The organism is Pseudomonas sp. PD9R (assembly GCF_019200975.1).
GTDB lineage: Bacteria > Pseudomonadota > Gammaproteobacteria > Pseudomonadales > Pseudomonadaceae > Aquipseudomonas.
In genome coordinates this window covers 61,553-87,669 of sequence record NZ_JAHTMR010000007.1, presented here as the reverse complement: position 1 = coordinate 87,669, position 26,117 = coordinate 61,553, and the positions used below count along the sequence as shown (strand labels likewise).

The window sequence follows — 26,117 nt, the reverse complement described above, 5'->3', positions numbered from 1 at the left end:
CATTCTGCTGGGGAATGTCCGGTTAGTCGAGCTTGGCGGCCGGTGGCTCTTGCGCCGGTTTGCCATCCACCGGCGGTACGATGGTTTTGTTTTCCGGTTCGATGGGCACCATTTTGTATTCCTGGCCTTGCATGTTCTTGAGGTAGACCTCCATCTGCCGGAACGAGATGTTGATGTGCTGTTTCTTGAACTCGCGGTTGATGAAGCGGTTGACCTCATCGAGCACCGGGTTGCGGTCGCCCAGATCACGCACATGCATGCGCAACTCGTGGTCGAGGGTGCTTTCGCCGAAGTTCAGGAAGTACACGTGGGGTTCCGGGTCTTTCAGCACGCGCGGGTTGTCGCGCGCGGCTTTCAACAGCAGTTCCTTTACCAGGTCCAGGTCGGAGCCGTAATCCACGCCGAGCTTGAGGGTCACCCGGGTGATGGTGTCGGTCAGCGACCAGTTGATCAGTTGCCCGGTAATGAACGTCTTGTTCGGGACAATGATGTCCTTGCGATCGAAGTCGGTAATGGTCGTGGCGCGAATGCGGATCTTGCTCACGGTGCCCGACAGGTTGCCGATGGTGATGGTGTCGCCGATCCGCACCGGGCGTTCGAACAGGATCATGATGCCGGAGATGAAGTTGGCGAAGATTTCCTGCATGCCGAAACCGAGGCCGACCGACAGCGCCGCCACCAGCCACTGCAACTTGTCCCAGCTCACGCCGAGTGTCGACAGGGTCGAGACAAAACCGACGCCGGCGATCACGTAGGACAGCAACGTGGTCGTCGCGTACGCACTGCCCTGGGCCAGATTCAGCTTGGACAGGACGAACACTTCCAATAGGCCGGGCAGGTTGCGCGCCAGGGCGAAGGTGATGCCGATGATGATCAGCGCGCCGAGCATGTCGCCGATGCTGATCGGCACCATGCTCATGTTGGCGCCGGTGCCGCTGGTGTATTCGTAGAGGGTGACGTTGTCCAGGTACGAAAACACGGTGATCAGGTCGGCCCAAGCCCAATACAACGCGGCCATGAAGCCGCCGAGCAATGCCAGGCGGATCAGGCGCAGGGATTGTTCGTTGACCTTCTCGATGTCCAGGGCCGGCTCTTCGATCACCGCTTCGCCATCGCCAGCTTCTTTCGCTGCCTGCCGTTTGGCCAGCGCACGTTGATAGGCCAGGCGTCGTGCTGCCACGCTGAGACCGCGCACGAAGGTGGCTTCGATCACCAGCCAGAACATCAACAAATAAAGCGTGTTGATCAACCGATCGCTGAGTTTCAGCGCGGTGTAGTAGTAGCCGAAGCACACCGCCACGAACAAGGCGATCGGCAGGGCGGTGAACAGAATGGCCACGGTTTTGCGGAACAGTGACGCGTGTTCGTGGGTCGGGCTGCTGATCAGCAGGCGGCTGAGCAGCCAGGTCATCAAGGCGTAGCAGGTGAGCACCACCGGCATGCCGAGCACGTCGTCGGCCAGCGTCGCCGGTTGCAGTTCGGCAACGGCCACCACGGCGACGAGTGCCATGACCACCATGCCGAGCCGGCGAACCCAGCCGCGAAGGAATTCGACCTGGGGTTTTTCCCAACGGAAATGCAACTCGGCCACGCCACCGGGTGCCAAGACCCGGTACGCGGTGTAAAACACCAACCAGGCCTGGGCCATTTGCAGCAACGCCGCACCCATGTTGGCGTTCTGCCCGCGGGCGTCGATTTGCAGGGCCAGGCCACACAAGGCCAGGCCCAGGGCGACCGGCATCGCCAGCAGGATATTGATCAAGATCGCCTGAGGCGTGTGCAACTGGCTGTCGCGCTTGAAGTGGCCGATGTCCTGGTGAACCTTGTTCAGTCGGGCATACAGGTGCTTGCGCCGCCACAGCAAGGCACCGATCACCAGCGCCAACGGCAGGAACAGCAGCGGCCGCTGGGTCAGGCCATCGGTCAGTTCGCTCAGGCTCGACGCCCACGGCAGTGTGGTGACCTGGCGTTGCAGGCGCTCTGGCACGGCGCGGATCCATTCCAGGTCCAGCGGTTTGTTGCTGGGAATCCAGAACATCTGTTCATCGAGCGTCGCCCGCAGGCTTTGCGCGGTGCTGAGCAGTTGCTTTTGATTCAACTGGAGGGTGATGGATTCGTTAAGCACGGCGCTCAATTCGCGGTTCAGCCGCTCCAGAAGGTCAGCGCGCGTGGTCGCCAGCTCCAGCAGGTTTTTACGCAGTTGCGGGGTGACTTGCTCCGGCGGTTGGGTCGAGAGCAAGTTGTCGACATAAGTGGTCGGATTACTGAGCAGCTCACGTTGCTGGCTGACTTCGAATTGATACAGGCGAATGTCGGCGATCTGGTCGGCCAAATCACGGTCGACCTTGAGGCGCGGCAGGGCCAGTTTCTGTTTGTAGAGGATTTTCGAGAGCAGCAGGCTGCCCTTGAGCACGTTGATTTGTTCGTCGAGAGCCGAATCGCTCTGGGTCACACTGTCCAGCTGCTGTTTGGTTTGCAGGTTTTGCTGAGTGACGACGTTGAGGCGGTCAGTGCTTTTGAGCAGGTAGTCGGAGAGCTTCAGGTTGGCCGCACTTTCGGTGGCCAACAGGCTGCTGCTGCCGGCCTTCTGCGCTTCGATGGACTGCTGCGTCACTGTTTCCTGGGATTGGGCCAGGCGCTTTTGGTTGATCAGGTTTTGCAGCTCCTGGATCTCTTGATCCAGGCGGTCGGATCGTTCCGACAGCAAGTCATGCTGGCTGTTGCCCAGGTCTTGCAGTTGGTTGTTTCCGGCCAGTTCCTGACGGCGCAGCGGGATCAGCGCATTCAGTGCCGCAAGCTCGGTGCTGAGCTGGTCGCGCTGTTCGGCGCTCAAGGTTTTGCCGCTGTCCTTGCCAGCCTTGAGGATGTTGTTGATCTGCTGGATGCGCGTCTGGCTGGCAGAAATTTCCGCCTGCGCGCGCTCGGGGCGAGTCTGTGCAGTAATGATCAGGCTGTTGGCATCGCCCAGCGCCTTTTGCAGATCACTTTGCTGGGTCGCGCGCTCGGTCAGCAACTGCTCAAGCTGTTGAATCGACTCTTTGGTAAAGCGCTGCGCCACCGGCACCACGTTGCTGGCCTTGAGGCGAGCCAGCTCTCGCTGGTTCTCAATGGTCTGCTTGGGCGCGGTAGCGATTTGCTGCTTGAGATCGCTGAGCTTCTGCTCGTAATCACGCCGGTTGTTGAGCTGGGTCAGCGTATTTTGCAGGACCGATTGCAGGGCCTTTTGATCGGCCTCCGGCAATTTACGGTCGGCGATCTTGTCCAGGCTCGCCTGCACGGATTCACGGGTGGGCGGTTCGGCGGCTTGCAACGTGCCGACAGAGAGGCTCAGGCCCAACAGGACCATGACAAAAAAGGTGCGCAGGCTTGACATAGAGACCGATTAAAAAGCGAGACGAAGAATGGAGTTTAGAGGAACAAGCCGGGACCCGGGCGACTTCCTTCGGGGAATCTGACGCCCACTTTGCCGATCTTGTTCCCGTCCATGACCGCGACGGTCCAGATGGTGTTGTTCCATTCCACCTGGTCACCGACTACTGGCGCACCGCCCACTTTATGGGCAATGAAGCGGCCCAGGGACATGTCCGGATCTATACCTTCGACTTTCAACCCGTACAGGGCAGCAACCGCAGCCAACTGGGCGTCTCCTTCGAGTACGAAGTCGCCGAAGAAGCGCAAATCGAGGCCACGTTGCGGGGCCTGGCTGAAGAGTTTTCCGAGGGCCGCAAGGTTGTGTTCATGCCCGATTACACAGAGTAAATCGTCGACTTCGAGCACCGTACTACCCGACGGATGGAGCAGTTGCTGGCCACGAAACAGGGCAGCGATACGGGTCCCTTCGGGCATTTTCAGTTCACGAAGGGGCGAGCCGATGCACCATTTCTCGGCACCGAGGCGATAAACGAATAGCTCCCACTCGCTGGTGACGTGCACTTCCAGGGCGGAGCGGGAGATCGGCGCAGGCTCTGGCGGGACAGTCACTTTCAAAAGCTTCGCCACCCACGGCAGGCTTGTGCCCTGCACCAGCAGCGACACCAGCACGATAAAGAACGCCAGGTTGAAATAGAGCTGGGCGTTGGGCAGGCCGGCCATCAACGGGAACACCGCCAGAATGATCGGGACCGCGCCGCGCAGGCCGACCCAGGAAATGAAGGCCTTTTCGCGCCCGTGGAACGCCTTGAACGGCAACAGGCCAACCACCACCGACAGCGGCCGGGCAAACAGAATCATCCACAGCGCCAGGCCCAGAGCCGGTAGCGCAATCGGCAGCAAATCGTGGGGCGTGACCAACAGGCCCAACACCAGGAACATGCCGATCTGCGCCAGCCAGGCCATGCCGTCGAGCATGTGCAGGATGCCGTGGCGGCTGCGCACCGGGCGGTTGCCGATCACCAGGCCGCACAGGTACACCGCGAGGAAGCCGCTTCCGTGCAGGGCGTTGGTCAGGGCAAACACCAACAGACCGCCGGCGATGACCAGAATTGGATAGAGGCCGGTGGCCAGATTGATGCGGTTGACCAGTTGCAGCATGAGCCAGCCGCCACCGAGGCCGATCACGCCGCCGATGCCGAATTCGCGCAGCAGGTGAGTCAACAGGCTCCAGTGCAGGCCGGTCTGGCCGCTGGCGAGCATGTCGATCAGGGTCACGGTGAGGAACACCGCCATTGGGTCGTTACTGCCGGATTCGATCTCCAGGCTGGCGGTTACCCGCTCGTTCAGGCCTTTACCACCCAGCAGCGAGAACACTGCCGCGGCGTCGGTCGAGCCGACAATGGCACCGATCAGCAGGCCTTGAATCAGGTTTAGGTCGAACAGCCAGGCGGCGGCCATGCCGGTCAGCCCGGTGGTAATCAACACTCCGACGGTGGCCAGCGACAGCGCCGGCCATAACGCCACGCGGAAACTTGAGACCCGCGTGCGCAAGCCGCCATCGAGCAGGATCACGGCCAATGCCAGATTGCCGACCAGATAAGCCGTTGGGTAGTTGTCGAAGATAATGCCGCCGCCATCGACACCGGCCGACATGCCCACGGCCAGGATGATCACCAGAATCGGGATGCCGAGACGAGACGACAGTGAACTCACCAGAATGCTCGCACCTACCAGCAACGCGCCGATCAAGAACAGGCTGTTGATGGTCGTCGCATTCAAAGGCAGTACTCCAGAAAGCTGAAAGGCGGGCACAAACTGACCATGCAGTCTGCGTGCCAGCGATTCTAACCTGTTGAAATGTGATGCTGTCAAAAAGCTTTTTGAAGATCAAAAGATCGCAGCCTGCGGCAGCTCCTGCATTGTTCTATGTAGGAGCTGCCGCAGGCTGCGATCTTTTGCTTTAACGGATTACAGGCTAAAGCGCCCAACCATCGAGTTCAGATCCACCGCCAGCCGCGACAGCTCACTGCTGGCTGCGCTGGTCTGGTTGGCGCCGGTGGCCGATTGCACCGACAGGTCGCGGATGTTCACCAGGTTGCGGTCCACTTCGCGGGCCACTTGGGCCTGCTCTTCGGCAGCGCTGGCGATCACCAGGTTGCGCTCGTTGATTTCGACGATGGCGCTGTTGATGGTGTCCAGCGACAGGCCGGCGCCACGGGCGATATTCAGAGTCGATTCGGCGCGCTCGGTGCTGTTGCGCATCGAATCCACTGCGTGTTCGGTGCCGCTCTGGATGCTGCCGATCATGCGTTCGATTTCGCTGGTCGACTGCTGGGTACGGTGCGCCAGCGCACGCACTTCATCTGCCACCACCGCGAAACCACGACCCGCCTCACCGGCGCGAGCGGCCTCGATCGCGGCGTTCAGGGCCAGCAGGTTGGTCTGGTCAGCCAGGCCGCGAATCACGTCCAGCACCTTGCCAATGTCCCGGGACTCGTTGGCCAGATCGCCAATCAGCGTGGCGGTGCTTTGCACATCAGCGCTCATGCGCTCGATGGCGCTGACGGTTTCCTGCACTAGATCGCGACCATCACCGGCGGAGGTCGTGGCGTTCTTCGAGGCTTCGGATGTGCTGACGGCGTTGCGCGCGACCTCTTCCACGGCGCTGGTCATCTCGTTGACGGCGGTGGCGGCTTGTTCGATTTCGTTGTTCTGTTGAGTCAGGCCTCGGGCGCTTTCGTCGGTGACGCTATTGAGTTCTTCGGCGGCGGACGCCAATTGGGTCGCCGAGCCGGAAATGCGTTGCAGGGTGTCACGCAGTTTGTCCTGCATCTTCGACATCGCCAGCAACAGGCGGCCAGCCTCGTCTTCACCGTCGACCGTGATCGGGCGAGTCAGGTTGCCTTCGGCGATTTGTTCGGCGGCGTCCAGTGCATTGGCAATCGGTTTGGTGATGCTGTTGGTCAGTAGCCAGGCGAACAACAGAGTCAGTGCGGTGGCGGCCATCAGCAGGATGATCACCAGATTGAACGCCGAATCGTACTGATCGGCGGCCTGCTTGTTGGTGTCGAGGGTCTGTTGGGTGTTGATCTCCAGCAGCTTGTTCAATACCGCGTTGACCGCTTCGGAGTTGCTCAGCAAATCGGCATTGAGCAGGTTGCGCAGTTCATCGACCTGATTGTTGCGCGACAGGGTCTTCATCCGGTCTTCGATCTGCCGGTATTGCCCCAGCAACTGCACGTACTGATCGTAAGTCGCACGCTCCTGGGGGCTGGCAATCAGCTTTTCGTAAGTCGCTTGGGCGGCGTGAATCTGCTGGTTGCGCATCTCCAGCAGCTCCATGGTTTTCTGCTGAATGTCAGGCTCGCGATTAACCAGCAGGCGATAAGACAGCACCCGCAGGCGCAAGGTGAGTTGGGTGAACTCGTCGAGGCTTTTGATGCTCGGAACGCTGTTGGTAGTGATGTCCTCGGCAGCGCCGCGGATTTTGCTCATCTGGTTCAAGGCAAACACCCCTAGAACCATCATCAGACCGCCGATCAGGGCAAAGCTGAGGAACGCACGCGGCGCGATATTCATATTACGAAGGGACATGGCGTTTACCGAAAAGAGCGCATCCGTGCGGGGCTTAAACTGCTGTATGGATGACTTATCGGTCATGCGACTGAAGTCTTGAGCTTTACCGCCGTCCGACCATTACTTGTAGGATCGAAGCTTGCTCGCGAAGGGCGTTAACGATGACGCGCACAGTCTGGATAAACGCGTTGTCTGGACGCCTTTCGCGAGCAAGCTCGCTTCTATAGGAAGATCTTTGTTTTTGTTGGCGACGAAGTGCAGGAACCAGATACGCCAATCACAGTCTTTAAAGTTCGCGAGAACGGTCACTCGTCAGGAAAATCAAGGTCTTGCGCCTGTATAACCCTGGCATCCACGGTGACTTTTCTTTATCGTACGCGCCCTTTGAAAATGCCTGGAAAATCAAAATGTTGGAAGCATCTCTAAGCCAATTGGAACAGCTGGTCAGCGACCTGGTGCAACAGAACCAGACCCTGCTCGGTACTAATCAGACCCTGAGCGCCGAATTGGCTCAGGCCAAGGATGAAAACGAAAGCCTGCAACTGAGCCTGATGGAGCAGGAAGAGAAGCAAGGCGCCACCGCAGCACGCATTCAAGCCCTGGTTGAGCGTGTCAGCGCTGGCCCAGTCAGCGCATGAGTTACGGCGCAGGGGTAAAAGTCGTCTCTATCCTGGGGGAGGACTATTCGATCAAGGCTCCGGCCGGGGAAGAGCAAACCCTGCTGGACGCTGCAATGATGTTGAAAGCTGCCCTGGCCGATACCAAAAGAAAGTACCCGACCCTGATCGGTGACCGACTGCTGGTGCTGGCCGCGATGAATCTGTGCTCGCAGCAGATCGAAATGCAGAAGCAACACAAGCTCGAACTCGACCGTTACCAAGAGCAAGTCAGCGCCACGGTTGAAGTGATCTCCAAGACGATCAATCAGGCCTGATCGGCTTTGCGCACAACCAAAGAATAGATTGTCGGTTTGGCTGTATACAATCGGCACGGCTGTTGCAGTGTTTAAGCCACTTATTCTTTGGGGGTGCTCCATGCAGTTCTGGCGACGCAGTATTCAGTGGCAGTTGATCTTGAGTATGGGCACGGCCCTGCTCGTCAGTATTCTGATCGTGGTTGGCATTTATACCCTCGTGGTCAACCGCCTCGCCCAGAGCTATCTGGTCGAACAAGCGCTGCCGTCGAGCATCGAAGCGATGCGCAACGACATCGAGCGCATCCTCGTGCAACCACTTACCGCCGCCAAGGACATCGCCAGCAACAGCATGGTGCGCGACTGGCTGGCCGGGGGTGAAGACAGTGCCCAGGCCAATACCTTCGTGACCTACCTGGAAGGTATCCGCGCTGAACACAAGGCGTTCACGGCGCTGATTATCGGGGCCGCTTCCAACCACTACTACACGGAAAAAGGCCTGGACCGGACCCTCAGCCGAGCCAACCCCAAAGACGCCTGGTTCTACTCGTTCCTCGACAGCAACCAGCCGCGCACCCTCAATATCGACAACGACACGGCTACCGGAGAATTGGCGCTTTTCATCGACCTCAAGGTCGAGCAAGCCGGCAAGGTCGTGGGCGTCGCCGGGCTTGGGCTGAGCATGAAAGAGCTGTCGGAGCTGATCCACAACTTCAGTTTTGGTGAGCGCGGCAAGGTCTATCTCGTGCGTTCCGACGGTTTGATCCAGGTTCACCCCGAGGCGCAATTCAGCGGCAAACGCACCCTCACCGAGCAAATTGGTGGGTCGGCAGCGCAAGCGGTCATGGGTCAAAAAACCGCCACCAGCAGCGGCTTCCAGCGCGATGGCGAAGAGTTCCTCGCGTTGAGCTTGCCGCTGCGGGATCTCGGTTGGACTTTGGTGGCCGAAGTACCGCAATCGCAGATCTACGCCGAAGCCCGCCGCGCCATGTGGATGAGCAGCGGCATCGGCCTGGCGGTGGCGCTGGTGTGCCTGTTGCTGGTGGTGTTACTGGCCCGTGGGCTGGTGCGACCGATTCGTCAGGTAACAGCGGCGCTGGTCGCCATCGGTAGCGGCGGTGGAGATTTGACCCATCGTTTAGATTCCAGTCGTGCTGATGAGTTGGGTGACCTGGCGCGCGGCTTCAACCGGTTCCTCGACAGTCAGCGCGAGATGATCGGTGAAGTGCTGACCACCAGCGAGCAATTGCGCACCGCGGTCGGCCAGGTGGCGCGGGTGGTGGACAACACCGCCGAACGCTCCGGACGTCAGCAGGAGATGACCGACATGGTCGCCACGGCGGTCCACGAAATGGGCCTGACCGTGCAGGAAATCGCGCAGAACGCCGGCAACGCCGCCGTTGCTTCGCAAAGTGCTCGTGATGAGGCGATGCTGGCTCGCGAAGTGGTCGGTGGTTCGATCCGCCATATCGAAAGCATGTCCGACGAGATCGGCGTCGCCGCCAGTGCGGTGGGCGAACTGGCCAATCAGGTGGCATCGATCGATCAGGTGTTGGCGGTGATTCGCGGGATTTCCGAGCAGACCAATTTGCTGGCGCTCAATGCGGCCATCGAAGCGGCCCGGGCCGGGGACATGGGTCGAGGCTTTGCGGTGGTCGCCGATGAAGTACGGACGTTGGCGCGGCGTACGCAATCATCCACCGACGAGATTCAGCAGATGATCGGCAACCTCAAGCAAGGTGCAGAGAACGCGGTGTCGTCGATGCACACCGGGCAAGCGGCCACCGGCACCGGTGTCGAGTCGAGCCAGCGCACCGGCGCGTCGTTGACCGCGATTACCGGGCAAGTCGAACGCATCAGCGACATGAATCATCAGGTGGCGACGGCGACGGAAGAGCAATCGGCGGTGACCGAGGAGATCAACCGTAACGTGCAGGGGATTTCTGATTTGGCGCGGGCGACGGCGGGGGAGGTCAGGGCTTGTCGTGAGGATTGCCAGACGTTACAGCGGTTGGCGGATGATCTGGCGCGGCAGATGGGTGGGTTTCGGTTGAGCTAAAAAGATCAAGATCAAAAGATCGCAGCCTTCGGCAGCTCCTACAGGGAGCGCATTCCCATGTAGGAGCTGCCGAAGGCTGCGATCTTTTTTGTGGCCGTTAAACCGATCTATTGCCTATCAAAACCACTCATCCTGCATTCCCAAGCACACATCATCCCGCGCCTCAAGAATCGCCAACTCATGGTGGCAACCCGGCACTTCCCAGGTCAGGAAATACCGCGCCGCCTGCAGCTTGCCTTTATAGAAACTCACATCCGCTGCATTGCGCTTGGCCAGCCCTTCCTCGGCGCGAATCGCCTGTTCCAGCCAGCGCCAGCCGATCACCGTGTGGCCGAACACTTTCAAGTACAGCGCCGAGTTGGCCAGGCTGCTGTTTACCTTGCCCTGAGCCAGATCGGTCAGCAGGCCAATGGTCACGGTTTGCAGGCGCGCCACCAGTTTTTCCAGCGGTTCACGCAACGCGGTCAGTGACTCATATGCCTGGGCGCGTTCGGCGGTGTCGGCGATCAGGCGGATCAGTTGCTTGAGCCCGGCGCCGCCGTTCTGCGCCAGTTTGCGCCCCAGCAGGTCCAGCGATTGAATGCCGTGGGTGCCTTCGTGGATCGGGTTCAGACGGTTGTCGCGGTAGTACTGCTCCACCGGGTATTCGCGGGTGTAACCGTGGCCGCCGAGAATCTGGATCGCCAGTTCGTTGGCCTTCAGGCAAAACTCCGACGGCCAGGATTTGACGATGGGCGTCAGCAGATCCAGCAGCTCGTGGGCCTGTTTACGCTCGGCTTCGGTTTCGAGTGTGGTGGTGTCATCGAACAGCCGTGCGGCGTACAGCCCAAGATCGAACGAACCTTCGACGTAGGCCTTTTGGGTCAGCAGCATGCGCTTGACGTCAGCGTGATTAATGATCGCCACCGGTGCGGTGGTCGGGTCCTTACTGTCCGGCACGCGACCCTGCGGACGCTCGCGGGCGTACTCCAGGGAGTACAGGTAGCCAGCGTAACCGAGCATCACCGCGCCCATGCCGACGCCGATCCGTGCCTCGTTCATCATCTGGAACATGTAGCTCAGGCCATGGTGCGGCTTGCCCACCAGGTAGCCGACACACTCACCGTTATCGCCGAAGTTCAGCGCCGTGGACGTGGTGCCGCGCCAGCCCATCTTATGGAAGAGCCCAGCCAGCAACACGTCGTTGCGCTTGCCGAGACTGCCATCATCGTTGACCAGAAACTTGGGCACGATAAACAGCGAAATACCCTTCACCCCGGCCGGTGCGTCCGGCAATTTGGCCAGGACCATGTGCACGATGTTTTCTGACAGCGGGTGATCGCCGCCGGAGATAAAGATCTTGTTGCCCTTGAGCCGATAGGTGTCGTCAGACGCCGGCTCTGCACGGGTACGAATGTCCGACAGCGACGAACCGGCGTGCGGTTCGGTCAGGGCCATGGTGCCGAAGAAACGCCCGTCGATCATCGGCTGCAGGAAACGCCGCTTCTGCTCGTCAGTGCCGAAGCTTTCGATCAGGTTCGCCGCGCCCATGGTCAGGAACGGATAAGACGTCGACGCAGCGTTGGCTGATTGAAAATGCGCAAAGCAGGCCTGGGACAACAGCGTAGGAAGCTGCATGCCCCCCGCCTCGAAACTGCGTGCCGCGTTGAGGAAACCCGCTTCGAGAAAGGCGTCCACCGCCGGTTTCACTTCCGGAATCAAAATCGCCTGACCGTCCTCGTAGCGCGGTTCGTTCTCGTCACCCTTGCGGTTGTGCGGGGCGAAAAACTTCTCGGCGATGTTGCGGGCGGTGCCGAGGGCGGCATCGAAGGTTTCGCGGTTGTGCTCGGCAAAACGCTCACGCTGAGTCAGGCCCTCGGCATCGAGGACTTCATACAGCTCGAAAGCCAGATTGCGGGAACTGAGCAACGTCTCGGACATGGCGGTCTACCTTTTATTGGAGTGGGCCGAGTCTAGGTGGGGGAATAGAGGCTGAACAGGATGATTGATCTTGGTGATGGAGAAGCAAAAGATCGCAGCCTTCGGCAGCTCCTACAGGAAACGCGATCCCATGTAGGCGCTGCCGAAGGCTGCGATCTTTTGATCTTGCTTCTAAAAAACCAGGCACCCATCGCAGGCGCCTGGCTCTACAGGAAACGCGATCCCATGTAGGAGCTGCCGAAGGCTGCGATCTTTTGATCTTGCTTCTAAAAAACCAGGNCACCCATYGCAGGCGCCTGGCTCTACAGGAAACGCGATCCCATGTAGGAGCTGCCGAAGGCTGCGATCTTTTGATCTTGCTTCTAAAAAACCAGGGCACCCATTGCAGGCGCCTGGCTCTATTACGGTTTAACCAATCGTCATCAAGCTGGCATTGCCACCCGCCGCAGCCGTGTTAACGCTCAACGCCCGCTCGATCACCAAGCGCTCCAACGCAATGTTGGTCTCGCCCTGCGACAGACCCTGCACGCCAACGATGGCACCGGCACGCTTGGCCACTTGCTGGCAGACAGCACGCAACTGATCGGAATGGCCGTGATGCAGCACTGCATCAAACACCACTTCGTCCTTGTTCCAGTCGGAAACCAGCTTGATGCGCGCCTGAATCTCCTTCGGCAGGCGTGCGAACAACGCCTTGCTCAGATCAGTTTCCGGCCATACCGCCGAACCGCCAACGGCCAGTACCGCCGCCAGTTGCGTCAGCAGATCGCCTTCGACTTCCGCCAGGCACAGCACGTGTTCACGCGGCAGAATCGCATAGCTGTTGCGCTCGCCGGTCGGGCCGGCCAGCAGGCGGGTGATCCCGCTTTGCGATTGCGCGGCGAACTGCACGCACAAGGCGCTCAAGTCGGCGAACTTGTTGCTGTCAGCCCAGGCTTGCAGGGCGGTCAGCGGCTTGCTCATGGCTTCACGCAGGCGAACGTCCGGCGCTGCGATAGCGTCACCGCGAGCGAAGGATTGTTCGATGGCATCGGTAGGACGCGTCGACAGCAGGCGGTACAGGTACAGCGGACCACCAGCCTTCGGACCGGTACCCGACAGGCCTTCGCCGCCGAACGGCTGCACGCCGACCACGGCACCGACGATGTTGCGGTTGACGTAGACGTTACCGGCGTTGACGTTGTCGATCACCTTGGCGATGGTCTCGTCGATGCGGGTATGCACGCCCAGCGTCAGGCCGTAGCCGGAAGCATTGATCTGTGCGATCAGTTGATCGATGTCTTTGCGCTTGTAACGAACCACGTGCAGCACCGGGCCGAAGATTTCCCGTTGCAGTTCGTCGAAACTTTCCAGTTCGATCAGGGTTGGCATTACGAAGGTGCCGCGTTTGACTTCTTCGGCATCGGCGATGGCCACCTGATACACGCTGCGACCTTTGTCGCGCATGGCTTGGATGTGTTTCTCGATGCCGGCCTTGGCTTCGGCGTCGATCACCGGGCCGATGTCCACGGACAGGCGCTCCGGATTGCCGAGACGGCTTTCAGCCATGGCGCCTTTGAGCATTTCGATGACACGGTCTGCGGAATCTTCCTGCAGGCACAGAACCCGTAGAGCCGAGCAACGCTGACCGGCGCTGTCGAAAGCGGACGAAACGACGTCGATGACCACTTGTTCGGTCAGCGCCGAGGAGTCGACGATCATTGCGTTCTGGCCACCGGTTTCGGCGATCAAAGGGATCGGACGGCCCTGGTTGTCCAGACGGCCAGCGATGTTGCGTTGCAGCAGACGAGCGACTTCGGTGGAACCGGTGAACATCACGCCTTTGACGCGATCGTCGCCCACCAGGCCAGCGCCGACGGTTTCGCCACGGCCCGGCAGCAGTTGCAGCACCCCTTGCGGAATCCCGGCTTCGAGCAGCAGGCGCACGGCTTGAGCGGCGACCAGCGGGGTTTGTTCCGCAGGTTTGGCCAGTACCGGGTTACCGGCGGCCAGTGCGGCAGCGACTTGACCACTGAAAATCGCCAGCGGGAAGTTCCACGGGCTGATGCACACCACTGGACCCAGCGGACGATGAGCGTCATTGGTGAAATCGTTGCGGGCCTGCACCGCGTAGTAGCGCAGGAAATCCACGGCTTCACGCACTTCGGCGATGGCGTTGGCGAAGGTCTTGCCGGCTTCACGAGCCAACAGGCCCATCAGCGGCTGGATCTCACCTTCCATCAAATCGGCGGCACGTTCCAGGATCGCGGCGCGTTCGGCTGGCGGAGTGGCCTGCCAGATCGGCGCGGCGTTCAGGGCGCACTGAATGGCGTTGTCGACGTCTTCGACGGTGGCTTCCTGCACATGGCCAACCACGTCACGCAGATCGGACGGGTTCAGCACTGGCGCAGGGGTTTCAGTGCTGGAGGCGCAACCCAGCATTGGCGCGGCTTTCCAGCTGTTGTGTGCGGTGGCGAGCAGGGCGCAGGACAGCGAAGCCAGACGATGTTCGTTGGCCATGTCGATGCCGCTGGAGTTGGCGCGTTCCGAACCATAAAGGTCACGCGGCAAAGGAATGCGCGGGTGCGGCAGACCGAAGCCGCCTTCCAGCGTGGCCATTTGCTCGATGCTGGCTACCGGATCGGCCACCAATTCCTGAATCGAAATCGACTGGTCGGCGATACGGTTGACGAACGAGGTGTTCGCGCCGTTTTCCAGCAGGCGACGTACCAGGTACGCCAGCAGGGTTTCGTGGGTGCCGACGGGTGCGTACACACGGCACGGACGGTTCAGCTTGCCTTCGGAAACTTTGCCTACAACTTGTTCGTACAGCGGTTCACCCATGCCGTGCAGGCACTGGAACTCGTACTGGCCCGGGTAATAGTTCTGGCCGGCGATATGGTAAATGGCCGACAGGGTATGGGCGTTGTGCGTGGCGAATTGCGGGTAGATGACTTCCGGCACCGACAGCAGCTTGCGTGCGCAAGCGATGTAGGAAACGTCGGTGTACACCTTGCGGGTGTAGACCGGATAGCCTTCCAGGCCTTCGACCTGAGCGCGCTTGATTTCGCTGTCCCAGTACGCGCCTTTTACCAGGCGGATCATCAGGCGATGGCGGCTGCGGCGAGCCAGGTCGATCACGTAGTCGATCACGTACGGGCAACGCTTCTGATAAGCCTGAATCACGAAACCGATGCCGTTCCAGCCGGTCAGTTGCGGCTCGAAGCACAGGCGCTCCAGCAGATCCAGCGACAGCTCCAGACGGTCGGCTTCTTCGGCGTCGATGTTCAGGCCAATGTCGTATTGCTTGGCCAGCAGGGTCAGCGACAGCAGGCGCGGGTACAGCTCATCCATCACGCGCTCGTACTGGGCACGGCTGTAACGCGGGTGCAGTGCGGACAGCTTGATGGAAATACCCGGGCCTTCGTAAATCCCACGACCGTGGGACGCTTTGCCGATCGAGTGGATGGCTTGTTCGTACGAGGCCAGGTACTTCTGGGCGTCATGTTCGGTCAGTGCGGCTTCACCGAGCATGTCGTAGGAATAGCGGAAGCCCTTGGCTTCGAACTTGCTGGCGTTGGCCAGGGCTTCGGCGATGGTTTCGCCGGTGACGAACTGCTCGCCCATCAGGCGCATAGCCATGTCGACGCCCTTGCGGATCATCGGCTCGCCGCTCTTGCCGATGATGCGGCTCAGGGACGAAGTCAGGCCAGACTCGTTGTGGGTGGAGACCAGTTTGCCGGTCAGCAGCAGGCCCCAAGTGGCGGCGTTGACGAACAGCGACGGGCTGTTGCCCAGGTGTGGCTGCCAGTTGCCGGTGCTGATTTTGTCGCGGATCAGTGCGTCTCGGGTGCCTTTGTCCGGGATGCGCAGCAGCGCTTCGGCCAGGCACATCAGTGCAACGCCTTCCTGGGACGACAGGGAAAATTCCTGCAACAGGCCCTGAACAATCCCTGCGCGACCGCCAGCACTTTTCTGATTGCGCAGTTTTTCGGCGATCGAAGAGGCGAGCTTGTTGGTGGCTTCGGCCATCGGTGCCGGCAGGCGCGCCTGCTCGATCAGCATTGGCACAACTTCCGGTTCGGGGCGACGGTAAGCGGCGGTGATCGAGGCGCGCAGCACTGATTGCGGCAGGATGCTTTCGGCGAATTCGAGGAAGCACTGATGCGCGTGATCGACGTGGGCATCGCCTGCGTCATCAGCGTCTTTAGTGGTCAAACCGTTCAGCTCGGTCAGGGTTGCACCACCCTCGAGTTTTTCCAGGTAATTGAAAATTGCCTGCTTGATCAGCCAGTGCGGCGTGCGATCAATCGAGGTCGCGGCAGCTTTGAGGCGTTCGCGGGTCGGGTCGTCAAGTTTGACCCCAAGGGTGGTGGTAGCCATGTTTTTATCCTCATGTTTGCCACGACTGCGTGGCATCAGCTGCCGGCAAGATTAGCCGTGCGCCGAAAGAGGTGCAACCGGGTGCAACCCTTTTTTGTCGGAATATTAAGCAGTTCGTCAGGAAATAAATTCTGGTACGAACGTGCTGCTCCTGCTGGGTGTTTTTGCTGTAGGAGCGAGCTTGCTCGCAAAAAAACTGAGGGCGTCCGGAGAGTCCAGCGCCTAGCGCCATCGTCGAGGTCCATCGCGAGCAACCTCGTTCCTACAGAAAAGCATCAAAAACAGTCGGTTATGGTGAATAACGTCTTTGGGTGCAACTAATTCTCAAGAAATGGGTTGCACCTTATTTGCTTTGTTGAATAGCATTCGCGCCCAAGGTGCAACCAGTCAAAAAAGACAGGCGCGCCGGCTGATGGCTTTCCTGGGGAAACATCAGTCATAAATGCGCGGGATCCAGGATCGTCTGTAAACGAATGCGTTTGCGAGCGGTTCAGCAGCCGCCGCTACATAAAAACAAAGCCAGGGCGTAACTCAATGAGCGTAAGCAATCCAACCCTGATCACGTTCGTGATCTATATCGCAGCAATGGTGCTGATCGGCTTGATGGCCTATCGCTCCACCAACAACCTTTCTGATTACATTCTCGGCGGTCGCAGCCTGGGCAGCGTGGTTACAGCACTGTCTGCCGGCGCTTCCGACATGAGCGGCTGGTTGCTGATGGGCCTGCCAGGCGCTATCTACATGTCCGGTCTTTCCGAGAGCTGGATCGCCATCGGCCTGATCGTCGGTGCGTACCTGAACTGGTTGTTCGTCGCTGGCCGTCTGCGCGTGCAGACCGAGCACAACGGCGATGCCCTGACGCTGCCGGACTACTTCTCCAGCCGATTCGAAGACACCAGCGGCTTGCTGCGCATCATCTCTGCGGTGGTGATCCTGGTGTTCTTCACCATTTATTGCGCTTCCGGCATCGTGGCCGGTGCCCGTCTGTTCGAAAGTACTTTCGGCATGTCCTACGAGACTGCGCTGTGGGCCGGTGCGGCGGCGACGATTGCCTACACCTTCGTGGGCGGTTTCCTGGCAGTAAGCTGGACGGACACCGTACAAGCCACGCTGATGATTTTCGCGCTGATCCTGACGCCGATCATCGTGCTGCTGGCCACCGGCGGCGTAGACACCACGTTCCTGGCCATCGAAGCGCAAGATCCAGCCAATTTCGACATGCTTAAAGGCACAACCTTCATCGGCATCATCTCGTTGATGGGCTGGGGCCTGGGCTACTTCGGCCAGCCGCACATCCTGGCGCGCTTCATGGCGGCGGATTCGGTCAAGTCGATTGCCAAGGCACGTCGCATCTCCATGACCTGGATGATCCTGTGCCTGGGCGGCACCGTCGCTGTAGGTTTCTTCGGTATCGCCTACTTCTCGGCTCACCCAGAGGTGGCCGGTGCTGTCAGCGAAAACCACGAGCGCGTGTTCATCGAGCTGGCCAAGATTCTCTTCAATCCATGGATTGCCGGTGTCTTGCTGTCGGCCATTCTGGCTGCCGTAATGAGCACCTTGAGCTGCCAGCTGCTGGTGTGCTCCAGCGCCCTGACCGAAGACTTCTACAAAACCTTCCTGCGTAAAACCGCTTCCCAGGTTGAGCTGGTCTGGGTCGGCCGTGCCATGGTGTTGCTGGTTGCCCTGATCGCTATCGGTCTGGCGGCTAACCCGAACAACCGCGTACTGGGTCTGGTGAGCTACGCCTGGGCCGGTTTCGGTGCTGCATTCGGTCCGGTCGTGCTGATCTCGGTGATCTGGAAAGACATGACCCGCAACGGCGCACTGGCTGGCATCCTGGTCGGCGCGATCACCGTGATCGTGTGGAAACACTTCGAGCTGCTGGGTCTGTACGAAATCATCCCGGGCTTCATCTTCGCCAGCCTGGCGATCTACATCGTCAGCAAACTGGGCAATCCGACTGCCGGCATGCTGCAACGCTTTGCCGCGGCCGAAGGTGATTACCGCCTGAACAAGTAATGGTTCTGAGCCAATGCGCTGAGCCACTGCTTGAATGAAAACGGCCCGCTTCCTTTGGAAGCGGGCCGTTTTTTTGTCTGCGAGGATCCTTGTAGGAGCGAGCTTGCTCGCGATAGCGATTGATCATTCAACATTGTTGGCGTCTGACCTGACGCTTTCGCGAGCAAGCTCGGCTCCTACAAAAGACAGCGGTTGTCTGTAGCCGGATAAACCGTTTTCTGAAGGCCAATGCGTCAGCTGAAGTAGGGCGAATCTGATTTTCCTGCCCCTCGGCCAGCACCCCTTGCCACTCATGCAGAATCGCTCGCCTTCATTCTGCAGAGACACATCGGATGTTCGCTTCTGCTAATCAACCACGCTTCACATTGACCGTCGACGGTTTCCAGGGTGAGCTCAAGGTGCTTGAGTTCAAAGGCAAAGAGGCCATCAGCCAACCCTACCGCTTTGATCTGGAGTTGGTCAGCGAACGGTCGGACATCGATCTCGAAAGCCTTTTGCATCAGCTGGCGTTCTTGAGTTTCGATAACCAGGGTTCGGGTATTCACGGTCAGATTTATCGGGTTGGGCAAGGCGATTCCGGTAAACGCCTGACACGCTACCAGGTCAGTCTGGTACCGCGTCTGACCTACCTCGGCCAACGCATCAACCAGCGGATCTTCCAGCATAAGAATGTGCCGGCGATCATCACGCAAATCTTCAAGGACCACGGCATCCTCGGCAATGCCTTCGAATTTCAGCTTGGTAGCGAATACCCCGAGCGCGAGTACTGCGTGCAATACGCGGAAAGCGACCTGGCATTCATCCAGCGCCTGTGTGCCGAAATCGGCATCCACTATCACTTCCAGCACAGTCAAGACGGACACTTTCTGGTGTTCGGCGATGACCAGACATTTTTCCCGCGCCTGCCTCAGCCGACGTCGTACCGGCTGGACAGCGGTACCGTGGGGGATGAGCCGGTGATCAATCGTTTCAATGTGAACCTGGAAACCCGGACCACTGCGGTCGCCCGCAACGATTACAACTTCCATAAACCTCGCCTGGAACTGGAAAGCCGTTTCGATAGCAAGCAACAGCCGGTGCTGGAGGATTACGGTTTTCCTGGTCAATTTACCGACCGCGAAGTCGGCAGGCGCATGGCTCAGCGTGAACTGGAGCGTCACCGCGCGGATTACCGTCAGGCACGAGGCAACAGTGACCAATCTGCCTTGGTCAGTGGGCATTTTCTAAAGCTTGCAGAGCATCCTCAGGGGGAATGGAACGATCTGTGGTTGCTCACTGAAATCGAGCACCGTGGTCGGCAGCCGCAAGTGCTCGAAGAGTTGGCCAGCGGTGGCAGCCCGAATGAATTCCAGGGTTACCGCAATACCTTTCTGGCAACGCCGTGGGAGGTTTTCTTCCGTCCGCCACGGATCAACAAACCCCGGGTCGCCGGTTATCAATCCGCCGTGGTCACCGGCCCCAAGCACAGTGAAATCCATTGCGACGAGTACGGTCGGGTCAAGGTTCAACTGCACTGGGATCGCGACGGCCAATCGAACGAGCACTCCAGTTGCTGGCTGCGGGTGGCCAGCGGTTGGGCCCATGACCGTTACGGCAGCGTGTTGATCCCGCGAGTCGGCATGGAAGTGCTGGTGGGTTTCGGCGATGGGGACGCCGACAAGCCAGTGATCATCGGCTGCCTGCCCAACGCCTCGACGCCGGTGCCGCTGGACCTGCCTGCGGACAAGACCCGCAGCATCTTCCGCAGCCAGACCAGTCCCGGTGGCGGCGGCTACAACGAACTGCGCATTGAGGATCGCAAGGGCGCCGAGGAAATTTACCTGCGCGCCCAGCGCAACTGGACCCAGCATGTGCTGCATGATCAGCGGGTGCAGATCGACAACCAGCGCAGCATTGTCGTAACCGGCGCCGCCCATCATGAGTTGAAGGCAGACGAGCAACGCATCACCCACGGCCGGCGCCAGGTCGAAATCAAACAGGACGATCATCTGCTGGTGACCGGCGACCGCCACATTCGCGTGACCAGCCAGGCGCTCAACGCCACTCAGCAATTTCATGTCAGCGCCGGCCAGCAAGTGGTGATTGACGGAGGCGCGAGCGCGACCATTCAGGCAGGTGGGCACTGGATCAATATTGGCCCTGCCGGGATCTTCAGCAGTGTGCCGATCCAGGTCGGCGGCGCGCCAATGATGGCCATGACCGCCACGCCGGACCTGCCCGGCGCGCCGGAAAAACTAAAGGCTGCGCCACTCAGCACCGCGCAGGCCCAAAGCCTGAAAAACAGTGCGCCGTTTTGCGAAGAATGCGAGCGCTGCAAGGACGGCCTCTGCGACATTCCCGACACCGTGCTTGGCGCTCCCAAAAACACGGCGAGCGAAGGCGCCGAACCTGGCTTTCATATCGTCGAACAACCCCTGTCCCGCGCGGCGCTGGAAGCCCTGCTGTTCCCCCAATCGAACCCGGTCGTGCTGCAAAAATTCCGCAGCCTGAATCCGCAACTCGGTAACTACGCCAAACCGGGCCAGTTGATCGTCCTCAGCGACCCAAACAACAGCCAGTGCACCCGCGAAGAAGCGTTGTTGATGGAAGCCGCGCAGAAGGTTGATGCCGCATTGGAGCCGATGAGTGATGCAGAGGCGGAGTTTATGGTGCGGCATTACGGGCTGATTGAATCTTTTATTTCAAAGAGCTCAACCGGTCTTGGAATTAGTGCCGCGATGGTCAGTAGTCACTTGGACAGCCTGAAGCAGACTTTGGTAGACATTGAAGCCCTCCACCAACGCACCTTCGAAAGGCATGGAAAACTTAAGGGTGATGATTTCTTTGCCAAACGCAGGCAGTTGATGAAACAGCTTGATAAAAGTCTCAGCTCACTTGTACGCACAGGTGTAGGCATTTCAGATCATCCGAAACTTAAAAACGCACTGGGTATTTCCAAACACAGCCTGGTACGTCATTGGAGCAAAGCCGGTACGGCGGGCGGAATACCGGGCTATGCCACGCATATTGATGGAGTTAGCAGGGCAAGTAAGGTGATTAAGGCGGGTGGTTGGATTGGGGTTGGATTGGGGGCTGGGGCTTCGGGGCTTAAGGTTAAGGAAACTTGCAGGGTGGGGACGGAAGAGGCTTGTCGGAAGGTAAAGTTTACGGAGGCAGGGAAGTTTGGTGGGGGGGTCGCTGGCGGTGCTATTGGCGGTGCTCTCGGTATACCAACATGCGTTGCCATCGGAGTAGGTACGATGGGATTTGGAGGAATTGCCTGCGGGCTTGTGTTGGCTGGAGTGGGTGCGGCGGTAGTAGGTAATGGGTTAGGGAGTGTCGGTGAACGTGTTGGTGAGCTCATGTATGAGGTGACAAATTGAGGACTGACTCTGAGGTGGCATTCTTATTAGTTAGTTTTGTATTGATAGTGCTTATTTTTTTTGCATTAATAGTTTTTATATATATTGCTTATTTTCGGTTGAGGGAGATTTTTGACGGTCTGAGTAATTCATCTGGGGTGATTGGCAAGAAAAAATACTTAGGCTGGGACCCCTTTAGTCGTTTTTATATAATTACTACCGTAGGTGCACTGATAATGTTTTCGCAGCAATCTTTGCGAACTGGCGAGCTAGACTTGCAGGACTACCAACTCCTTCCCGTTAGGTTGAAACGAATAATAATGGCCTACAGTTGGTCGATGCTAATACTCGGAGTGTTCGCTGTAGCATTGATATTGGTGGGTAAGTCAATGAATTGGATAAATTAAGCGTTCTGGCAGATGCCTGGCATGTTTAAGGGGTAAGCAACGCGCCAATAGAATCTTTAAGGCAGGTGGGCGGATGAGGAGGCTGGTACTTCGGGGTTTAAGGTTAAGGAGACTTGCAGGGTTGGGACGGAAGAGGAACGTAGGAAGGTGAAGTTTACGGAGGCGGGGAAGTTTGGGGGTGCATTTGGAGGGAGTATCGCTGGCGGGGTGGCAGGAGAGCTGGTTTGTTTGGGAGTGGGGGTTGTTACAGCCGGAACTGGCTTGGTTGGATGCTCGTTGCTCTTAGTGGGTGTAGGGACCTTCGTCGGGGGATTAGGTGGAGAGATGGTGGGAGAGAAAGCTGGAGAAATAATTTATGAGAAAATCTACTAATGACGAACGATGATGAGGTTTGGTTTGTCCTGACTTTTGGTGGGATGTTTTTTGGGCTTGGCTTTATATCTATTTTTGGTCAGGTTTATTTGTGTTTTTTTAAAATGCAAGAAATCCTGAGCTTGCTTCGCAACTCTTTTGGGATTCTGGAGCGCAAGCCTTTCTTGGAGCGAGGGGTGTTTGGTTCCTATCTTATGCTTACTTGCGTAGGTGCTTTCTTGACATTGCCCTCATGGGCAATAAAGGGTGGTGGATTGGATAAAGAGGATTATTTAAATTTTCCTCTTGGATTGCTGACATTGATTCGTTTTTTTTATGTGGCGGCACTGGGAAGTGGAGCGGCGATGCTTGTGATGTTGATTGGTTGTAAATACATGGGGTGGATTGACTGAGTTTGGGGTTTTATGAGGGGCTAAGTTTAAGTTTCGCTTCGCTTGGTAGGAGTTGTTAATGGGTGTTTTATTCTTCGTCAAGTGATGGACGCTAATTTTGTTAGTGTGTTTTTTTATTTTGATTGAAATTTGGTATTGAGATTTTTTATTTTAATCATGTTTCATTCTGAGTTTTCCCTATGATAGATCCCGGTATTTGGCAAAAAATTATTCCGCTATCTGGAAGTGAAAAACTCTTCGCCATCTTCAGCAGCGCCAGTGCCGCTGAGCCGTTCAAGGTTTGGCGGCGTTCGAAGTGCGGTTCGTCGCCGACGCCGGTTTGGGCCGGTACTGTTTATGCCGAGTGGGAAGAGGTAATGCCTTATGTGGGAATCGTCGCGGCGGACAGTGAGTTTTTGCAGTGGGTGGCCACGACCGAGTCGCAGGACTGGGGTTGGTTGGCTGTTTCGTCAGCGAGCCTGGAGGTGGTGGTCGAGCATTTGCGCAGCTTGAGCCAGGTGAAGCTGCCGGATGGCAAGGCTGTGTTTTTCCGCTTTTGGGATGGGCGGTATTTGTTGCCGATCCTGCAATCTGCCGAGGTGGATGCTGCGCAGTTACTGCCGGTTTTTGGGCGGTGTTTGATCAATGGCCAGTCGGTGGAGATTGGCGGTAGCGCGATGACAACGGAGCGGGTTTTTCCGTGGTGGGAAGTGCCGGATGCTCTGTTGCAACAGCTTGGCGCCGAGGATGCTTCGACCCGGATCGACAACCTGATGCAGTGGCTGAGTGAAGAGCAACAGAATGTTTACGAGGCGTTTTCTGAGCGTGTGTTGCGCAGCAAGGTGGCGAATTTTCTGACCGTGGAGGGTTTGCCGCCCGTGCCGAAGGCTGAATTATTGGAGTATTTGACGGAGGAGCTGTGCTGAAAATGAGATTGGTCCTAGGACGTTTCCGGGCAAGGTCTTCGGATATTTCCTTCAAGCTGTAGCGGTTTGCGTGAACTGGTGGGCAGTGAATTAGGGGGATAGTCTTTGGCTGTCGCTGCAAATTCAGTGACAGGGTGTGGAAGCCCTTCTATCGTTAGGCGCGTCAAACGCCGCCAGTCCGACGGATTATCGTCTGTGTTTTATGGTGGTTGTACGCGGGGCGCTTTCGAGTGCGCCGGGTGCCTAACGTCCCGGTCTTCCACACCTGCGTACAGCCGCCACCTATTGCGTGGAAGTGAAAGGTGACGGCTTCATTCCATACGTTAGGAATTCAGAAATGACCAAACTTCATCCCGATCCACCCTACGAAAAACCAGTCCCGCACCCCGAAAACCGCTTCATGGCCCTCACCAGCAACTGCGACGACATGCCGACCCTGTTCGTCGACGCCCACGCGCCACTGGATGTGTTGTACGACGCCGCGACTTACCGAATCGAAGCGGTCACCCAAGTGCTTGAGAACCTGTCCATGCGCGGTTCGATCGAGTGTCAGTCGTTCATCCTCAGTGACTTTGCCTTGTTGTGCGCCATTCCGTTGCGTGATGGGTGTGACGTGCTGAATGTGCTCGGGCGACGGTTGCGAGCTCGGCCTTCGTCGTAGCGTTTTAAAATATCCAACTGTAGGAGCTGCCGAAGGCTGCGATCTTTTGATCGTAGCTTTACAAAAACAAGATCAAAAGATCGCAGCCTTCGGCAGCTCCTACAGTGGGGGCGTTGGTGCTGGGTTGGCCGCTCGGCTGTGAGGCCCTGACTTGCGGGCCGGTAGGAGGTAAACTTGCCGGCCTTCGCAGGAGCAACCATGAATTATCGTCACGCCTTCCATGCCGGCAATCACGCCGATGTGTTCAAACACCTGACCTTGACCCGCCTCATCGCCCTGATGTCGCGCAAGGAGCAGCCGTTTGCCTATCTCGACACCCACGCCGGCATTGGTCTGTACGACCTTCAGGGCGATCAGGCCAACCGTACCGGCGAGTACCTGGAAGGCATCGCGCGTTTGTGGGATCAGCCGGACCTGCCGATCCTGACCGCCGATTACATGCAGGTGCTGCATGAGATGAACCCGGATGGCCAGTTGCGCTATTACCCCGGTTCGCCGGAGTTGGCGCGGCGCCTGACTCGCCCGCAGGATCGCGTGATGCTCAACGAGAAGCACCCGGAAGACGGTGTACTGCTCAAAGACAACATGGCCGGTGATCGCCGCGTAAAGGTTCACCTGGGCGAAGGCTGGCATGTGCCGCGGGCGATGTTGCCGGTGCAAGAGAAGCGGGCGGTGATGCTGATCGATCCGCCGTTCGAAAAGCTCGATGAGATGCAGCGCTGCGCGGCGTCGCTGAAAGAGGCGATTGGCCGGATGCGTCAGACGGTGGCGGCGATTTGGTACCCGGTGAAGGACCAGCGCATGTTGCGTCGTTTCTATCAAGACCTGGCCGGCACCGGCGCGCCGAAACTACTGCGGGTGGAATTGCTGGTGCATCCGCTGGACACGCCCAACAGCCTGAACGGCTCCGGGATGGCGATTGCCAATCCGCCGTGGGGGCTGGAGGAAGAATTGCGCGAGTTGCTGCCGTGGTTGTCCCAAAAGCTTGGGCAGACCCAGGGCGGGTGGCAGATGGATTGGTTGATTGCTGAGTAGCAGCTGCAAGTTTCAAGCTGCAAGCGGCAAGACAAGAACAACAAGATCAAAAGATCGCAGCCTTCGGCAGCTCCTACAGGGTTATGTGTAGGAGCTGCCGAAGGCTGCGATCTTTTGTTTTAAGCGGTTAGATCGGGCAGGTCACGCCGGTGCCGCCGATCCCGCAATAGCCTTCCGGGTTTTTCGCCAGGTATTGCTGGTGATAGGCCTCGGCGAAGTAGACGGTCGGGGCTTCGTCGATTTCGGTGGTGATGATGCCTTTGCCGGCCTTGGTCAGTTCGGCCTGGAACACTTTTGCGCTGTTCTTCGCCGCTTCCAGCTGAGTTGGGTTGGTGGCGTAGATCACCGAGCGGTACTGGGTGCCGATGTCGTTGCCCTGGCGCATGCCCTGGGTCGGGTTGTGCAGTTCCCAGAACATCTTCAGCAGTTCTTCGTAGCTGACTTTTGCCGGCTCGTAGACGACTAGCACGACTTCGCTGTGGCCAGTCAGGCCCGAGCAGACTTCTTCATAGGTCGGGTTTGGCGTAAAGCCGCCAGCGTAACCCACCACCGTGCTGACCACGCCTTCGCGCTGCCAGAAGCGGCGCTCCGCACCCCAGAAGCATCCCAGGCCGAAGATCGCGAAATCCACGTCCATGGCGAACGGACCCAGCAGCGGGGCGTCGTGGACAAAGTGTTTTTCCGGCAGGTTCATTGGGGTTTCGCGGCCAGGCAGAGCTTGTTCTTTGGTAGGGAGCACGTTTTTGTTCACCAGGATTTCCGAGCGCAGAACCATCATCAGTC

14 protein-coding genes and 3 pseudogenes are annotated in these 26,117 nt (G+C 58.5%); 10 read left to right on the top strand and 7 right to left on the bottom strand.

The window, feature by feature from the left end; all coding sequences use genetic code 11:
* Positions 1 to 22: 22 nt before the first annotated feature.
* From mscK to KUF73_RS31740, 4 genes and pseudogenes are all read right to left on the bottom strand, one after another.
* Complete coding sequence (mscK, locus tag KUF73_RS15640) at positions 23 to 3,373, bottom strand: mechanosensitive channel MscK (protein WP_218438970.1); 3,351 nt, start codon at positions 3,371 to 3,373, stop codon at positions 23 to 25.
* A 35-nt stretch (positions 3,374 to 3,408) separates the two neighbouring features.
* Positions 3,409 to 5,151 carry a potassium/proton antiporter gene (locus KUF73_RS15635; RefSeq protein ID WP_218438969.1) on the bottom strand — a complete coding sequence of 581 codons (1,743 nt, stop codon included), beginning with the start codon at positions 5,149 to 5,151 and terminating at the stop codon, positions 3,409 to 3,411.
* 189 nt (positions 5,152 to 5,340) lie between these two features.
* The gene (locus tag KUF73_RS31745; protein ID WP_371135493.1) at positions 5,341 to 6,204 is read right to left on the bottom strand and encodes a methyl-accepting chemotaxis protein; all 864 of its coding nucleotides are present in this window, start codon (positions 6,202 to 6,204) and stop codon (positions 5,341 to 5,343) included.
* Positions 6,196 to 6,951 (bottom strand): annotated as a pseudogene (locus tag KUF73_RS31740) (MCP four helix bundle domain-containing protein); the annotation flags it as partial. The pseudogene KUF73_RS31740 and the gene KUF73_RS31745, both read right to left, overlap by 9 nt.
* Before the next feature lie 404 nt (positions 6,952 to 7,355).
* Between KUF73_RS31740 and KUF73_RS15625 the strand changes: the two are divergent.
* From KUF73_RS15625 to KUF73_RS31730, 4 genes and pseudogenes are all read left to right on the top strand, one after another.
* On the top strand, positions 7,356 to 7,586 hold the full coding sequence (locus tag KUF73_RS15625; protein WP_008149645.1) for a hypothetical protein: 231 nt from the start codon (positions 7,356 to 7,358) through the stop codon (positions 7,584 to 7,586).
* Entirely contained in the window at positions 7,583 to 7,882 is a 300-nt protein-coding gene (locus KUF73_RS15620; protein WP_057399678.1) for a cell division protein ZapA, read from the top strand. The genes KUF73_RS15625 and KUF73_RS15620 overlap by 4 nt, the downstream gene beginning before the upstream one ends.
* A gap of 100 nt (positions 7,883 to 7,982) precedes the next feature.
* A pseudogene (locus tag KUF73_RS31735) lies at positions 7,983 to 9,056 on the top strand (cache domain-containing protein); the annotation flags it as partial.
* Positions 9,057 to 9,074: 18 nt separating this feature from the next.
* Positions 9,075 to 9,920 carry a methyl-accepting chemotaxis protein gene (locus KUF73_RS31730; RefSeq protein ID WP_371135492.1) on the top strand — a complete coding sequence of 282 codons (846 nt, stop codon included), beginning with the start codon at positions 9,075 to 9,077 and terminating at the stop codon, positions 9,918 to 9,920.
* 117 nt (positions 9,921 to 10,037) lie between these two features.
* Here KUF73_RS31730 and KUF73_RS15610 read toward each other — a convergent pair whose 3' ends face one another.
* Positions 10,038 to 11,840, bottom strand: a complete 1,803-nt coding sequence (locus KUF73_RS15610; RefSeq protein WP_218438966.1) for an acyl-CoA dehydrogenase — start codon at positions 11,838 to 11,840, stop codon at positions 10,038 to 10,040.
* 408 nt (positions 11,841 to 12,248) lie between these two features.
* Positions 12,249 to 16,202 (bottom strand): trifunctional transcriptional regulator/proline dehydrogenase/L-glutamate gamma-semialdehyde dehydrogenase, encoded by a 3,954-nt coding sequence (gene putA, locus KUF73_RS15605; RefSeq protein WP_218438965.1) that lies wholly within the window; start codon positions 16,200 to 16,202, stop codon positions 12,249 to 12,251.
* Positions 16,203 to 16,736: 534 nt separating this feature from the next.
* Here putA and putP point away from each other — a divergent pair.
* The 6 genes and pseudogenes from putP (at position 16,737) to KUF73_RS15575 (ending at position 25,334) form a co-directional block, all read left to right on the top strand.
* A complete protein-coding gene (putP, locus tag KUF73_RS15600) occupies positions 16,737 to 18,221 on the top strand; it encodes a sodium/proline symporter PutP (protein ID WP_218438964.1) in 1,485 nt (494 codons plus the stop codon).
* 332 nt (positions 18,222 to 18,553) lie between these two features.
* Positions 18,554 to 20,551, top strand: a pseudogene (locus KUF73_RS15595) (type VI secretion system tip protein VgrG); the annotation flags it as partial.
* Between the two features lie 1,789 nt (positions 20,552 to 22,340).
* Entirely contained in the window at positions 22,341 to 22,733 is a 393-nt protein-coding gene (locus KUF73_RS15590; protein WP_218438963.1) for a hypothetical protein, read from the top strand.
* Positions 22,734 to 22,912: 179 nt separating this feature from the next.
* Positions 22,913 to 23,638: a DUF4123 domain-containing protein gene (locus tag KUF73_RS15585; RefSeq protein ID WP_218438962.1), complete on the top strand. Its 726-nt coding sequence runs from the start codon at positions 22,913 to 22,915 to the stop codon at positions 23,636 to 23,638.
* A gap of 337 nt (positions 23,639 to 23,975) precedes the next feature.
* Complete coding sequence (locus KUF73_RS15580) at positions 23,976 to 24,299, top strand: hypothetical protein (protein WP_218438961.1); 324 nt, start codon at positions 23,976 to 23,978, stop codon at positions 24,297 to 24,299.
* A 198-nt stretch (positions 24,300 to 24,497) separates the two neighbouring features.
* Positions 24,498 to 25,334 (top strand): 23S rRNA (adenine(2030)-N(6))-methyltransferase RlmJ, encoded by an 837-nt coding sequence (locus tag KUF73_RS15575; protein ID WP_218438960.1) that lies wholly within the window; start codon positions 24,498 to 24,500, stop codon positions 25,332 to 25,334.
* 127 nt (positions 25,335 to 25,461) lie between these two features.
* Here KUF73_RS15575 and msrA read toward each other — a convergent pair whose 3' ends face one another.
* Complete coding sequence (gene msrA / locus KUF73_RS15570; protein WP_218439130.1) at positions 25,462 to 26,109, bottom strand: peptide-methionine (S)-S-oxide reductase MsrA; 648 nt, start codon at positions 26,107 to 26,109, stop codon at positions 25,462 to 25,464.
* Positions 26,110 to 26,117: the final 8 nt, after the last annotated feature.